This is a genomic window from Stappia sp. WLB 29 (assembly GCF_023507705.1).
Classification (GTDB): domain Bacteria; phylum Pseudomonadota; class Alphaproteobacteria; order Rhizobiales; family Stappiaceae; genus Stappia.
Genome location: NZ_JALBGD010000009.1, coordinates 1 through 13,653 on the forward strand (window position 1 = coordinate 1; position 13,653 = coordinate 13,653).

Genomic DNA, 13,653 nt, shown 5'->3' on the forward strand with positions numbered 1-13,653 from the left:
AAGCCGGAGAGCCGGGAACCATTGGCATCTTCGACGGATGTTTTTTGCTTCGGCCTCCCCATGCGTCATTCCGGCCAAGCGAAGCGCGAGCCGGAACCGGAGAGGCACGGCGCTTGCGGTATCCGCCGGGAGCGCTCCTGCCGTACTGCGATCACAATGATGATCGAGATCATCGCGAGCATATTGCGAGTCGACAGTATTTTTCAGGCACGGAGAGGCCGTTGCTCAAGAACATCGTCATAACCCTGCTGGCCCTGGGCCTGATTTCGGGGTTTTTCATTTTTCAGAAGAAGCTCTACCAGGCCAGCATCGAGATTGCCGAAGCGCGCTGCGGCGAGATGGTCAACGCGATGCCGGATCGCACGGGCAGAACCGCATCCGGAACCTGCAAGCTCGTTCACCACGACATCTTCATGAAGCTGGAAATCGAGAACCACACGGACATCGTCATGTCCTGCTGGCTCGACTACGGGTTCTGGGGCCCGTCCCCGCCGTCCGATTGCGAAATCCAGAAGGTCCGCGCGAATTAGGGCGGCGAGCTAACCGACAGGCCCTCGGCACTCCGATCCCGGCTCGGCGCTGACGCGCCGTCCGGGAGAACGCAAGGAGAGGGTTCTGTGTCCCCACAGCCGCTCTGGCAGCCAATAGGCCCCGGCGCGCGCTGCGCTTGGCCGGGGTGACGGCAGAGGGGATGCAAGGTCTCCCCCTCAGACCTCCAGCGAGGCGCCGGGGGCGGTGACCTTCACGCGCGAGCCCTGGTCGCCCATTTCCCGCACGAAGGCATCCGCCGACTGGTCGAGAATCGGGAACGTGCCGAAGTGGCAGGGGATGACCGTGTCGAAGTCGAAGAAGCGGCGGCAGGCGAGCGCGGCCGTGCGCGCGCCCATGGTGAAGCGATCGCCGATGGGCACGATGCCGACCTTCGGCGCGTAGAGCTCGTTCACCAGCGCCATATCGCCGAAAATGTCGGTGTCGCCCATGTGGTAGAGGGTCGGCTGGTCCTTGGCCCGCACGATCAGGCCGTTCGGCTGGCCCATATAGACCGGCGGCCAGCCGCCGGCGAGCGAGGACGAAGTGTGATGCGCCTGGGTGAGCGAGACCGCGAACGGTCCGACATCGACCGTACCGCCGCAGCCCATCGGGTTGATGTTCTCGTGGCCCTGCGACTGGACCCACATGGAGACCTCGAAATTCGCCGTCACCTGCGCGCCCGTCGCCTTGGCGATGGCGATGGTGTCGCCGGTGTGGTCGTCATGACCGTGGGTGAGCAGGATGTGGGTGACGCCCTCGCTGGCCTTCTCGACGGTCATGTCGGAGGGGAAGGACGGATTGCCGCTCAGGAACGGGTCGATGAGGAGGATCGCGCCGGGAATTTCGACGCGGAACGCGGCATGGCCGAGATAGGTGAGCTTCATGATGGGGGTCCCCTTGAGACGAAACTGGTGGGCGAACTGTCCCGCCGGAATCTAGCCGCTTGTCGGCAAACGGCAATCCCGGAGCTGTTCGCCCCTGCCGCGCCGTGCTAAAGCCGCAGGATGTCGAGCGACCCTCTCCTTGCGCTGGAAGATTTCGCAGCGCGCCTCCCCCGCATCGGACGCCTGATCGGTCTCGATCTGGGCACCAAGACCATCGGGCTTGCCCTGTCCGATCTCGGCCGCGGCATCGCCTCGCCGCTGGAGACGATCCGCCGCAAGAAGTTCGGCGTCGACGCCGCCGCCCTGCTCGACATCTGCCGCAAACACGAGGTGCGCGGGCTGGTGCTCGGCCTGCCGCTCAACATGGACGGCACCGAAGGTCCGCGCGTGCAGGCGACCCGCGCCTTCGCCCGCAATCTCGCCGCGCTGACCGACATGCCGATGACCGCCTGGGACGAGCGCCTGTCGACGGCGGCCGTCACCCGCACGCTGATCGACGCTGACCGCTCCCGCGCCCGCCGGGCCGAGCTGGTCGACAAGATGGCCGCCTCCTACATCCTGCAGGGCCTGCTCGACCGCCTGACCTATGGCAGCCTCGACGAGCAGGACGACAGGCCGTACGACGACCCCGACGACGGGCGGCCATGAACGGCGTCTTCAATGCGCTGATTCCGGTGCTGCTGGTGATCGCCGCCGGCAACATCGTCGCGCGCATGGGCCTGATCACCGGCGACCAGTGGCGCGGCATCGAGAAGATCGCCTATTTCCTGCTGTTCCCCGCACTGATCATCCGTACGGTCGTGCAGACCGACTTCATGGCGATCCCGGCCCTGGGCATGAGCGCGGCGCTGGTCCTGTCGATCTTCGCCATGTCGGCGCTGGCGCTGGCGCTGCAACCTCTCCTCAAGACGCGATTCGGCGTCGACGGGCCGCGCTTCAGCTCGATCTTTCAGGGCGCGACGCGCTGGAACACCTTCGTCGCGCTGGCCATCGCCGACGAGTTGCTGGGCCGCGAGGGTGTCGCCCTGCTGGCGGTGGCGGTGGTGGCGATGATCCCGCTGCTCAACATCGTCAACGTGCTGGTGCTCGCGCGCTTCGCCAGCGGCTCGCCGCCGGGCGCCGGCCGCATCGCGCTGGATCTGGCGAAAAACCCGCTGATCTGGTCGACCGCCCTCGGACTGGTGCTCAACGTCGCGGGCGTGCCGCTGCCGCGCTTTGCCGATTCGACGCTGCAGATCCTCGGCAATGCGGCGCTGCCCATCGGCATCGTCTGCGTCGGCGCCGGGCTGAACCTTGCCGCCCTGCGCCGCCCCGGCCCGGCGCTCGCCACCGCGACCGTGCTCAAGCTCGCGGTGATGCCGGTCTTCGGCGTCGCCTTCGCCCTGCTGCTGGGGCTGGACGGGCCGGCGCTTTCGGCGGTGATCATCGCCATGTCCGTGCCGTCGGCCGGCAACTCCTACCTGCTCGCCCGCCAGATGGGGGGCGATGCGCCGCTGATGGCCGAGATCCTGACCATGCAGACGGTGCTGGCGGCCATCACCATGCCGTTGGCCCTGTTGCTCGCGCATTAGGAAACGCACTCCCACGGCCATCTAGCGCGGTTTTCTGCGCTCACCGTGCTCACGTACCTGAATGTACGCTGCGCTCCGGTTCTCGAAACCCACACTATCTGGCTCGCGGGAGCGCGTTTCGATCTGCCGAGTGGGAGCGCGTTTCGATCTGTCACGCGGGCGCGCGTTTCGGCTCAATGCCCCCTGCCGGTGGAGAACGCCTCGCCGCGCTTGAGCCGGGCCAAGGAAGCGCCTATAGGGTTGGCTTTAATGAGCGCTCATCATCCCCCCCTCGCGGAGCTTTATCCGCACCGTCACCTCCTCGGCATCGAGGGCCTGCAGCCCAACGAGATCGTCGCGCTGCTCGACCAGGCGGAAGCCGCCGTCGAGATCAGCCGGCAGGTCGAGAAGAAAAAGGCCGTGCTGCGCGGCCGGACCCAGATCAACCTGTTCTTCGAGGCTTCGACGCGGACCCAGTCCTCGTTCGAGATCGCCGGCAAGCGGCTCGGCGCCGACGTGATGAACATGTCGGTCGCCTCGTCCTCGGTGAAGAAGGGCGAGACGCTGGTCGACACGGCGGCAACGCTGAACGCCATGCATCCCGACATCATCGTCGTGCGCCACCACGCCGCCGGCGCAGTGCACCTGCTGGCGCAGAAGGTCGGCTGCTCGGTGGTCAATGCCGGCGACGGCGCGCATGAGCACCCGACCCAGGCGCTGCTCGACGCGCTGACCATCCGCCGCCACAAGGGCGGCATCGCCGGGCTGACGGTGGCGATCTGCGGCGACATCCTGCATTCGCGGGTCGCCCGCTCCAACATCATCCTGCTGAACGCGCTCGGCGCGCGGGTGCGCGTCGTCGCCCCCTCGACGCTGCTGCCGAACGGCATCGCCCAGATGGGCGTGGAAGTGTTCCAGGACATGCGCAAGGGGTTGGCCGGCGCCGACATCGTGATGATGCTGCGCCTGCAGCGCGAGCGCATGCAGGGCGCCTTCATTCCTTCCGTGCGCGAGTATTTCCGCTATTACGGCCTCGACCGCGACAAGCTGGCGGCGGCCGCAGCGGACGCGCTGGTGATGCATCCCGGCCCGATGAACAGGGGCGTGGAGATCGACCCGGAAATCGCCGACGGGCCGCAGAGCCTGATCCGCGAGCAGGTCGAGATGGGCGTTGCCGTGCGCATGGCCGTTCTCGAGGCGCTCGCCGCCCATCTGCCGAACAAGTGAGGAGCCCGGCCATGGCAAACCCGCAGAGCCCGATCCTCCTCACGAACGCCCGGGTGATCGACCCGGCAAGCGGCCTCGACGCGCCCGGCAGCGTGCTGATCGAGAACGGACGCATCACCGCCGCAGGACCGGCGGCGCAGAACCAGGGCGCCCCGGAGGGAACTGAGGTGATCGACGTCGCCGGCGCGGTGGTCGCCCCCGGCCTCGTCGACATGGGCGTCACCGTGGGCGAGCCCGGCGCCGAGCACCGCGAGACGCTGGCCAGCGCCAGCCAGGCGGCGGCGGCCGGCGGCGTCACCACCATCGTCACTTCCCCCGACACCGATCCGGTGATCGACGACCCGGCGCTGGTCGACTTCGTGCTGCGCCGCGCCCGCGACACGGCCTGCGTCAACGTCCATCCCTTCGCCGCGCTGACCAAGGGTCTTTCCGGCGAGGAGATGAGCGAGATCGGCCTGTTGCAGGAAGCCGGCGCGGTCGCCTTTTCCAACGGCCACCGCTCGGTCACCCATGCCGGCATCATGCGCCGGCTGATGACCTATGCCCGCGACTTCGGCGCGCTGGTGGTGCACCACACGGAGGACCCGGCGCTGGCCGGCGCCGGCGTCGTCAACGAAAGCCTGTCGGCGAGCTGGAAGGGCCTGCCGGCAAGCCCCCGCGAGGCCGAGATCATCATGGTCGAGCGCGACCTGCGGCTCGCCGCGCTGACGCGCGGGCGCTACCACGCGCAGTCGGTCTCCTGCTCCGAGAGCACCAAGGCGATCGCCCGGGCCAAGGCGGACGGCCTCGACGTCACCTGCGGCATCACCGTCAACCACCTGACGCTGAACGAGAACGACATCGGCCCCTACCGGACCTTCTTCAAGATGTCGCCGCCGCTGCGCTCGGAAGACGAACGCCAGGCGATGATCGCCGCGCTCGCCGACGGCACCATCGACGTGATCGTCTCGGGCCACGACCCGCAGGACGTGGAGACCAAGCGCCATCCCTTCGCCGAGGCCGCGGACGGCGCCATCGGGTTGGAGACGCTGCTGGCCGCCGGCCTGCGCCTCGTCCATTCCGGCGAGATCGGCCTTGCCACCCTGCTCGCGGCGATGACCTGCAACCCGGCCCGCCGGCTGGGCCTGGAGGCCGGCCGTCTTGCCGCGGGCGCCCCGGCCGACGTTGTCGTGTTCGATCCCGACCGGCCCTGGGTGCTGGACAAGACGCGGCTGAAATCGCGCTCCAAGAACACCCCGTTCGAGGATGCACGCTTCTCCGGCGAGGTACTGCACACCATCGTCGCAGGAAAGATCGTGACGCCCTGAAACCGGCGCACGCCGCTGCGGAAAACCGGATTTCCCTTTTCGATCCGATGTTCTAGAGTTACGTCGTTGCTGCAACCGGAGGCTGCACGTTGCCCGATCCGATCAGCTGGGCCCTCGCCTGGCCCTACTACCTGACTGCGCTCGTCTTCGGCTATCTGCTGGGCTCGATTCCCTTCGGGCTGATCATCACGCGGCTGGCGGGCCAGGGCGACATCCGCAAGATCGGCTCCGGCAATATCGGCACCACCAACGTGCTGCGCACCGGCAAGAAGCACCTGGCCGCCCTCACCCTTCTCGGCGACATGCTGAAGGGCACGGTGGCGGTGCTGGTGGCGAGCCGCTACGGCGGGCCGGACCCGGCGGTAATCGCCGGCTTCGGCGCCTTTATCGGCCATCTATTCCCGGTCTGGCTGCGCTTTCGCGGCGGCAAGGGTGTTGCCACCTATCTCGGCGTGCTGCCCGGCCTCTACTGGCCGGCCGCGCTCGCCTTCGCCGCGATCTGGGTCGCGGTCGCTGTCGTCACGCGCTACTCCTCCGCTTCCGCCCTGGTGGCCAGCCTTGCCACCCCGTTGCTGCTGTGGTTCGTCTTCGACCGGGCGCAGATCGCCGAGCTGATGGCGCTGCTCTCGCTCATCCTGTGGGCCAAGCATCACGAGAATATCGGCCGCCTGATCAAGGGCACCGAAGGCCGGATCGGCCAGAAGGGATGAGCGCAGGCGCGACCGGGCGCGGTCGCGCCCTCTCCGACCGCCAGCGCCTGGCCTGGCTGCGCCTGATCCGCTCGGAGAATGTCGGCCCGGTCACCTTCCGCGAGTTGATCAACCACACCGGCTCGGCCGAGGCGGCGCTCGCCGCCCTGCCCGAGCTGTCCCGCCGCGGCGGCAAGCGCACCATCCGCATCGCCTCACAAGGCGAGGCCGAGCAGGAGATCGAGGCGCTTGCGCGGATCGGCGGGCGCCTGCGCGCGCTCGGCGAACACGGCTATCCGCCGCTGCTGCGCCATGTCGACGGAGCGCCGCCGCTGATCTCGGTGCTCGGCTCCGACGACCGGCTGGCAGAGAGCGCCGCCATCGCCATGGTCGGCGCGCGCAACGCCTCGCTGGCCGGACAGAAGATCGCGAGCGAGATCGCCGGCGACCTGTCGGCGCGCGGCTACACCATCGTCTCGGGGCTGGCGCGCGGCATCGACGCGGCCGCGCACCGGGCGGCGCTTGCGGGCGGCACGACGGCGGTGCTGGCCGGCGGCGTCGACATCATCTATCCGCCGGAAAACCGCGACCTCTATCACGACATCGCCGCCCGGGACGGCGCCGTCGTCAGCGAGATGCCCTTCGGCTGGAAGCCGCGCGCCCGCGACTTTCCCCGCCGCAACCGGCTGATCTCCGGCATGTCGCTGGCAACGGTGCTGATCGAGGCGGCGCGCGGCTCCGGCTCGCTGCACACCGCGCGCTTTGCCGCGGAACAGAACCGCGAGGTCTTCGTGGTGCCGGGTTCGCCGCTCGACCCGCGCTCGGAAGGCGGCAACCGGCTGATCCGCGACGGCGCGACGCTGGTGACGAGCGGCGCCGACGTGCTGGAAAGCCTCGGGCCGCGGCGCATGGCGGAGGAGACCCCCGGTATCGACATCGAGGAACCGGGGGCGGGCAGCGGCCCGGTTCCGCCGCCGGATGTGGGCGACAGCGACCGCGGCCGCGTACTCTCCGCCCTGGGCGCGGCACCGGTCGAGGTGGACGAATTGATCCGCTACACGGGCCTGCCCGCGCGTGTCGTCCATGTGATCCTGCTGGAATTGGAACTTGCCGGGCGGCTGGAGCGCCATCGCGGCCAGCGCATCAGCCTGATCGACGGGCGCTGAGCGAGGGCGCCGCGGCACGAACACGGCAGGCGGACCGGCAGGGGCGAGCCGTCCTCAGGGCACGAGCCTTGCCGCGTCATATGTGCTGCGCATGCCCCCGCTCCCGCCCATCGCTCCTGCCCGTCCGAATGCCGCTGCCGCGTTTCGCCCGCTGCATCGTCATTCGTTCCAGGGGGTATAAAACCGCCAAAGATTGTACTCATAGAAAGCACAACCAAAATTTCAACCACAAGAGGCGACCCGGTTGCGCGATAGATATGCAAACGGGAATGCAACCTGTGATGTGGCTCACCGCCTTGCGGCTTTCCCCGCTCCGGACCGCTCCATCTCCGCATGCCTGTCGAAGGCTTCGACCCGCGCCATTTCAAGCAAATATGCGAGGAATTCCAATTCATTATTGGATGCTAGGTCTCTTAGCTCACGGCAGATCTGAGCGCAGTAGCGAGCTGCCTCTGAGCGGTCATTCTGGGGATCTATCGGCATTGTGTGACCCGGTTGTTGGCCTGACGAGGCGTCACGGAAGATTTATACAACCATTGATTTTATACAATCATAGTACACGTCAAAAACGATGGCTGGCAAGGACGCGGCGCGATATTCGCGTGACCTGCCCGCGGCTTGAGCAGTTTTACGGATCTTTCGCCCCGACTTTCCACGGTCCGCCGCCGCGAGGCAGCTATCGCAGCCACAGCGCCCGGTTTCCGGCAGGTTGCAGCACGGGTTTCACGCCGGACCGCGCGCAGCCGAGGCGGAGGACAACCACAGGGTGAGTCGTCGCTTGCTCTCTCGGACGGAGCGCCCGCGCCGGGCCGGGAACGAATTTCACCCTCGGCGGGTGTGGGGTGGTCAGGTGCCCGCTCCACAGTCGGCTGTCACGCCTGCGCAGGCAGGCGTCCAGAATCCGCGAGAGCGGGCAGGTTTGCGAAGGCGGCACCCCAACCTCGGCGAGGGGCACGCGCGGCAACGCCGGGGCTCGAGCAGAACCGTTCGGGGGTACTGGATCCCGGTCGTCGGCTGCGCCGAAACCGGGACGACAGGCGGGGCGTGGGCGCGCGTCGGAGCACTCTCGCTGCCGCTCCGGGAACGAATGGCCCCCGGCGCGCGCTGCGCTTGGCCGGGGTGACGGCCGAGGGTGGGGGCGACGGCGGAGGGATGATCACCGAAGGGCGGAGGCAAGGCTGCGCGCAAGCGCGGGCTGCCGCCCGCGGCTGATTTCCGGATGCGGGTCACGCGGGTGACGTTGCCGCGTCCCGTGGTCCGGCATGACAGGCGTGTTGGGGGAGCGGGCGGCATGCCGCCCCCTGCCGCTTACGCGGTCTTGTTGAAGATCTCGCGGCCGATGAGCATGCGGCGGATTTCGGACGTGCCGGCGCCGATCTCGTAGAGCTTGGCGTCGCGCAGCAGCCGACCGGTCGGATACTCGTTGATATAGCCGTTGCCGCCGAGCAGCTGGATCGCGTCGAGAGCCATCTTCGTGGCGTTCTCGGCCGCGTAGAGGATGGCGCCGGCGGCGTCCTCGCGCGTGGTCTCGCCGCGGTCGCAGGACTGCGCCACCGCATAGACATAGGCGCGGCTGGCGTTCATCGAGACATACATGTCGGCGATCTTGCCCTGGACGAGCTGGAAGGTGCCGATCGGCTGGTCGAACTGCTTGCGCTCGTGGATGTAGGGAATGACCACGTCCATCGCCGCCTGCATGATGCCGATGCAGCCGGCCGCCAGCACCGCGCGTTCGTAGTCGAGGCCGGACATCAGCACGTTGACGCCCTTGCCGACCTCGCCGAGCACGTTCTCCTCCGGCACCTCGCAATCCTCGAACACCAGCTCGCCGGTGAGCGAGCCGCGCATGCCGAGCTTGTCGAGCTTCTGGGCGACGGAGAAGCCCTTGAAATCCTTCTCGATGAGGAAGGCGGTGATGCCCTTCGGACCGGCGGACGGATCGGTCTTGGCATAGACGATCAGCGTGTCGGCATCCGGGCCGTTGGTGATCCACATCTTGGTGCCGTTGAGGATGTAGCGGTCGCCGCGCTTGGCGGCGCGCAGCTTCATCGACACGACGTCGGAGCCGGCCCCCGGCTCCGACATGGCCAGTGCGCCGAGATGCTCGCCGGTGATCAGCTTGGCCAGATAGCGCGACTTCTGCTCCTTGGTGCCCCAGCGGCGCAGCTGGTTAACGCAGAGATTGGAATGGGCGCCGTAGGACAGGCCGATGGAGGCGGAGGCGCGGCTCACCTCCTCCATGGCGATGCAGTGCTCGAGATAGCCGAGGCCCGAGCCGCCCCACTCCTCCTCGACCGTGATGCCGTGCAGGCCGAGTTCGCCCATGGCCGGCCACAGCTCCTCGCGCGGGAACCAGTCCTCGCGGTCGATGCGGTCGGCGAGCGGGGCGATGGCGTCCTGCGAGAAGGAGCGGACGCTGTCGCGCAGCATGTCGGCGGTATCGCCGAGGTTGAAGTTGAAGGAGGGGAAGTCGTTGCGGATCATGGGTCGTCTCCGAAAATGGGCAGGCGGCGCGCGGCGCCTCAGTCCTGCGAAAACACGTGGTCGTAGCGCACGAAGGGGCTCAGCACCGCGACCTGGTCGTAGAGCCGGCGGGCGCGGGCATTGTCGTCATGGGTCTGCCAGTAGACCGAGCGGCAGCCGAGCCGGCGGGCCGCCCCGTAGACGCCCTCGATCAGCGCGCGGCCGACGCCGCCGCCGCGCAAGGTCTCGTCGACATATAGATCTTCGAGGTAGCAGGTCGGCGCGATGGACCAGGTCGTCTCCTGCACCACGTAATGCACGAAGCCGACCAGCCGCCCGCCGCGCTCGGCGACGAGCCCGTCATGGGCGCCGTCGCCGGAAATCCGCGCGAAGACCGCATCGGTGACGCTAGCCGGAAGCTCCTGCCGGTAGAAGGCGAGATAGGCCTGCCAGAGCGGCTCCCAGGCGGCGCGGTCGGCAGGCATCAGGCGGCGGATGACGGTCTGCCCGGCCCCGCCCTGTACATCAGTCATTCAGCCCCTCCAGCGCGATCATGGTGAAAAGCCCGGTGGCGATGTGGATGTCCTCCTCGCCCGGCGTCTGGCCGTACACGTCGGAGGCGGTGACGGTGAGCGTGCGCCCCGGCTTGATCACCCGCCCGCGGGCGACGAGGCGCGCGCCCCGGCCCGGATTGAGCAGGTTCATCTTGAACTCGGTGGTCAGCACGCCGAAACCTTTCGGGTAAAGCGACAGGGCGGCATAGCCGGCGGCGGTGTCGGCAAGCGTCGTGGTGACGCCAGCATGGAAATAGCCGTGCTGCTGTACCAGGCCGTCCGCGAAGGCCACCGCAAGGTCGACCTCGCCCGGCTCCAGCCGGTCGATGGTGGCGCCCAACGTCTCGGTCATGAACGCCTGGCGGGCGAAACTCGCCGCGACCCGGTCCCGCCATGCGGGATCGCGCGGCTCGAACCGCCGCACCTTGCCTCCCGCCCGTTCTGCAATTTGCGTCATCCCGTCCTCCCGTCGATGGCCCGCCTGGTCATTTCCCGCCCTTCGTCGCCGCGGCCGCGGCGGAGAACAGGTCGCTCATCGGCCCGAGTTCGCCGAGACGGGCGCGGGCGCCCTGCTCCACCTCGTCGAGCTCGGCCAGCGTCAGGTCGATGTCGTGGCGCTTGGCCATCAGCTCGGCGCGCCGCCCCTCGATGCGCTGGAGCAGCAGCTGCAGCTGGCCCGCCTCGCCCGGCGACTTGTCGTACATGGTGATGATGTCGCGGATCTCCGCGAGGGTGAAACCGAGCCGCTTGCCGCGCAGGATCAGCTTCAGCCGCGTCCGGTCGCCGGGCTTGTAGAGCCTCTGGCGCCCGCGCCGCGTCGGCTTGAGGAAGCCCTCCGCCTCGTAGAAGCGCAAGGTGCGTGTGGTCACGCCGAATTCCTGCGTCAGCTGGGTGATGGTGTAATAGGGCTGCATGGCCTCCTCCGCAGAAAACCCTGCATGACGTTTACGTTCCAGTCAACAGGATATATTTAGGTAAATTAATACAAGGATTTATACTGAAATAATTTCAGCATGAAACGAGTTTCGCGCGCCGCACAGGCTCCCGTGTCAGCGGATCGCGTAAGGCACCAGCCGGCGGTCGTCGCTGTCGATGGAGATCGCCCGGTTGAGCGGCGGCACGGAGCGCTGCGGGCAGGTCAGCCGCTCGCAGATGCGGCAGGAGACGCCGATGGGCTCGAACGCGGCCTCGCGGGTGAGGTCGAGATCGTCGCAATAGACGATGTCGCGGGCATGGGCGATCTCCGCGCCCAGCGCGATGGCATAGTGCAGCACCGGGCCGCTGTAGCCGCCGGACTTCTTCACCACATGGGCGGCGAGCGAGATGTAGCGCGAGCCGTCCGGCGTCTCGGCGAGCTGGCGGATGATCGCCCCGTGGCTCTCGAAGGCGCGGTGCACGTTCCACAAGGGACAGGCGGCGCCGAAGCGGGCGAACTGCAGCTTGGTGGCCGAGTGGCGCTTGGTGATGTTGCCAGCCCTATCGACCCGGGCGAAGAAGAAGGGAATGCCCTTCAGCCGCGGCCGCTGCATGGTGGAGAGGCGATGCGCCACCTGCTCCAGGCTGGCGCCGAACCGGTCGGCGATGAGATCGAGATCGTGGCGCGTCTCCTGCGCGGCCGACAGGAAGGCGCGATAGGGCAGCGCCAGCCCGCCGGCATAGGCATTGGCAAGGCCGATGCGCGCGACCTGCGCCGCATCCGGGGTCTGGAACCGCGCCCGCGCCACCACCGTCTCGACGATGTCGCCAGCCTCCAGCAGCGCGATCTGGTGGGCGAGCTGGAAGACGATGGTGGCCTCGGGCAGCGCCTCGTTGAGATAGAGCCGGCGCTGCTCCCGGTCGAAACGGCGGATGGTGCCCTCCCCCGAGCCGCCCCCCGTGCCCGCGCGCCGGCGCTCGACGGCGATGCCGTGCCGGTCCTCCAGATATTGCGCGAGGTCGCGGGCGAAGATCCGCCCCGAGGGCGACAGGCGCGTCGCCAGATCCTCGGCGGCGAGGTCGAGTTCGTGGATGTAGTTGTTCTCGAAATGGAAGAAGTCGCGCACTTCCTCGTACGGGGTCGGCCGGGCGAGTCCCTCGTCGCGGGCCAGCCTGTCGTCGAACTGAGCCAGCTGCTCGCCCATCTGGCGATAGGCCTGGTGCAGGCGCACCAAGGCATGGGCGAAGTCCGGCGCGTTCTGGCTGACCATCTTGACCTCCTGCAGGCCGGGCGCGGCGCCCGCCAGCACCGGATCGGCGAACACTTCCTGCAGGGCGGCGATCAGCCGGTCGTCGTCGTCGACCGAAAGCGAGGCAAGGTCGAGGCCGAAGCGCTCCGACAGGGTGAGCAGGACGGGCGCGGAAACCGGACGCTGGTTGTTCTCCAGCTGGTTGACATAGCTGGTCGACAGGCCGAGGCGCTCGGCAAAATCCCGTTGCGTCAGCTGGGCCTTCTCGCGCAGGCTGCGGATCTGGCGGCCGAGGAACAGCTTCTTCATGGCACGCTCTTCATGGCGGGGGCCTTGCTGGAGATATTTGCAAATTCGCAAACTGAAGTTTGCAAACAGATTAAATTCGCTTTGCAGCTTTTTCAACTCTCCCGCAAGCTGCGGAAAAGGAGTAGCGAACTCGCAAACGCCGCGCATATCGGCGCACAGTGCATTTGCATCCGCGGGCTCCGCCACTCCGGCCCGCCCGCGGCATTCAGGAGGAAACGCCATGTCCGGCAACTTCGCCGCCGCCACCACGACCCGCAGCCTCGTCCGCTCGCTCGCCATCGCGCTGGCCGGCTCGCTGCTGCTCACCGCCTCGGCCAAGGTCAGCGTGCCGTTCTACCCGGTGCCGATGACCATGCAGACGCTGGCGCTCTTGGTGCTGGGCTTCACGCTCGGCCCGCGCCTCGCCGCGGCGGCCGTCGCCGCCTACCTGCTGCAGGGCGCGGCCGGCCTGCCGGTCTTCGCCGATACGCCCGCCAAGGGCATCGGCCTGGCCTACATGATGGGCCCGACCGGCGGCTTCCTCCTCGGCTTCCTCGCCTCGGCCTGGCTTGCCGGCGTCTTCGCCGAGCGCGGCTGGACCCGCAGCCTGTGGCAGGCGATCCCGGCTTCGCTCGTCGCCCAGGCCGTCGTCTTCGTGCCCGGCCTGTTGTGGCTCGGCGCGGTCATCGGCTTCGACAAGCCGATCCTGGCGCTGGGGCTTTATCCCTTCGTCATCGGCGGTATCGTCAAGTCGCTGCTCGCCGCCGCCATCGCCGTCGCGCTGGTGCGAGCCCGCGCCCGCTGATCGCACACAGAGCACAACGCCCCC

The 13,653-nt window shown here is 68.1% G+C and carries 14 protein-coding genes; 8 read left to right on the forward strand and 6 right to left on the reverse strand.

What is annotated here, in order from left to right:
* Positions 1–530, forward strand: a 530-nt coding sequence (locus tag MNI96_RS16195) for a hypothetical protein (RefSeq protein ID WP_249694832.1), incomplete at its 5' end; no start/stop codon positions are given.
* A gap of 177 nt (positions 531–707) precedes the next feature.
* Here the strand turns inward: MNI96_RS16195 and MNI96_RS16200 are convergent.
* Positions 708–1,415, reverse strand: a complete 708-nt coding sequence (locus tag MNI96_RS16200) for a metal-dependent hydrolase (protein WP_249694834.1) — start codon at positions 1,413–1,415, stop codon at positions 708–710.
* Positions 1,416–1,535: 120 nt separating this feature from the next.
* Between MNI96_RS16200 and ruvX the strand changes: the two genes are divergently transcribed.
* The 6 genes from ruvX to dprA all read left to right on the forward strand — a co-directional run bounded on the left by ruvX (position 1,536) and on the right by dprA (position 7,354).
* On the forward strand, positions 1,536–2,063 hold the full coding sequence (ruvX, locus tag MNI96_RS16205) for a Holliday junction resolvase RuvX (RefSeq protein WP_249694836.1): 528 nt from the start codon (positions 1,536–1,538) through the stop codon (positions 2,061–2,063).
* Positions 2,060–2,986, forward strand: a complete 927-nt coding sequence (locus MNI96_RS16210; protein WP_249694838.1) for an AEC family transporter — start codon at positions 2,060–2,062, stop codon at positions 2,984–2,986. Before ruvX ends, MNI96_RS16210 begins: the two co-directional genes overlap by 4 nt.
* A 249-nt stretch (positions 2,987–3,235) precedes the next feature.
* Positions 3,236–4,192, forward strand: a complete 957-nt coding sequence (locus MNI96_RS16215; protein ID WP_249694840.1) for an aspartate carbamoyltransferase catalytic subunit — start codon at positions 3,236–3,238, stop codon at positions 4,190–4,192.
* 11 nt (positions 4,193–4,203) lie between these two features.
* A complete protein-coding gene (locus tag MNI96_RS16220) occupies positions 4,204–5,499 on the forward strand; it encodes a dihydroorotase (protein WP_249694842.1) in 1,296 nt (431 codons plus the stop codon).
* Positions 5,500–5,588: 89 nt separating this feature from the next.
* Complete coding sequence (gene plsY, locus MNI96_RS16225; protein WP_249694844.1) at positions 5,589–6,209, forward strand: glycerol-3-phosphate 1-O-acyltransferase PlsY; 621 nt, start codon at positions 5,589–5,591, stop codon at positions 6,207–6,209.
* The gene (dprA, locus tag MNI96_RS16230) at positions 6,206–7,354 is read left to right on the forward strand and encodes a DNA-processing protein DprA (RefSeq protein ID WP_249694846.1); all 1,149 of its coding nucleotides are present in this window, start codon (positions 6,206–6,208) and stop codon (positions 7,352–7,354) included. Before plsY ends, dprA begins: the two co-directional genes overlap by 4 nt.
* A gap of 1,308 nt (positions 7,355–8,662) precedes the next feature.
* Here dprA and MNI96_RS16235 read toward each other — a convergent pair.
* The 5 genes from MNI96_RS16235 to MNI96_RS16255 form a co-directional block, all read right to left on the reverse strand.
* A complete protein-coding gene (locus tag MNI96_RS16235) occupies positions 8,663–9,838 on the reverse strand; it encodes an isovaleryl-CoA dehydrogenase (protein ID WP_249694847.1) in 1,176 nt (391 codons plus the stop codon).
* 38 nt (positions 9,839–9,876) lie between these two features.
* Complete coding sequence (locus tag MNI96_RS16240) at positions 9,877–10,350, reverse strand: GNAT family N-acetyltransferase (protein WP_249694848.1); 474 nt, start codon at positions 10,348–10,350, stop codon at positions 9,877–9,879.
* Positions 10,343–10,828 (reverse strand): PaaI family thioesterase, encoded by a 486-nt coding sequence (locus MNI96_RS16245; RefSeq protein WP_249694849.1) that lies wholly within the window; start codon positions 10,826–10,828, stop codon positions 10,343–10,345. The genes MNI96_RS16240 and MNI96_RS16245 overlap by 8 nt, the downstream gene beginning before the upstream one ends.
* A gap of 28 nt (positions 10,829–10,856) precedes the next feature.
* A complete protein-coding gene (locus tag MNI96_RS16250) occupies positions 10,857–11,285 on the reverse strand; it encodes a MerR family transcriptional regulator (RefSeq protein ID WP_249694850.1) in 429 nt (142 codons plus the stop codon).
* Between the two features lie 135 nt (positions 11,286–11,420).
* Positions 11,421–12,845, reverse strand: coding sequence for a helix-turn-helix domain-containing protein (locus MNI96_RS16255; protein ID WP_249694851.1), 1,425 nt, complete (start codon positions 12,843–12,845; stop codon positions 11,421–11,423).
* A gap of 220 nt (positions 12,846–13,065) precedes the next feature.
* Between MNI96_RS16255 and MNI96_RS16260 the strand changes: the two genes are divergently transcribed.
* Entirely contained in the window at positions 13,066–13,629 is a 564-nt protein-coding gene (locus MNI96_RS16260) for a biotin transporter BioY (RefSeq protein WP_249694852.1), read from the forward strand.
* The last annotated feature ends 24 nt before the right edge of the window (positions 13,630–13,653 follow it).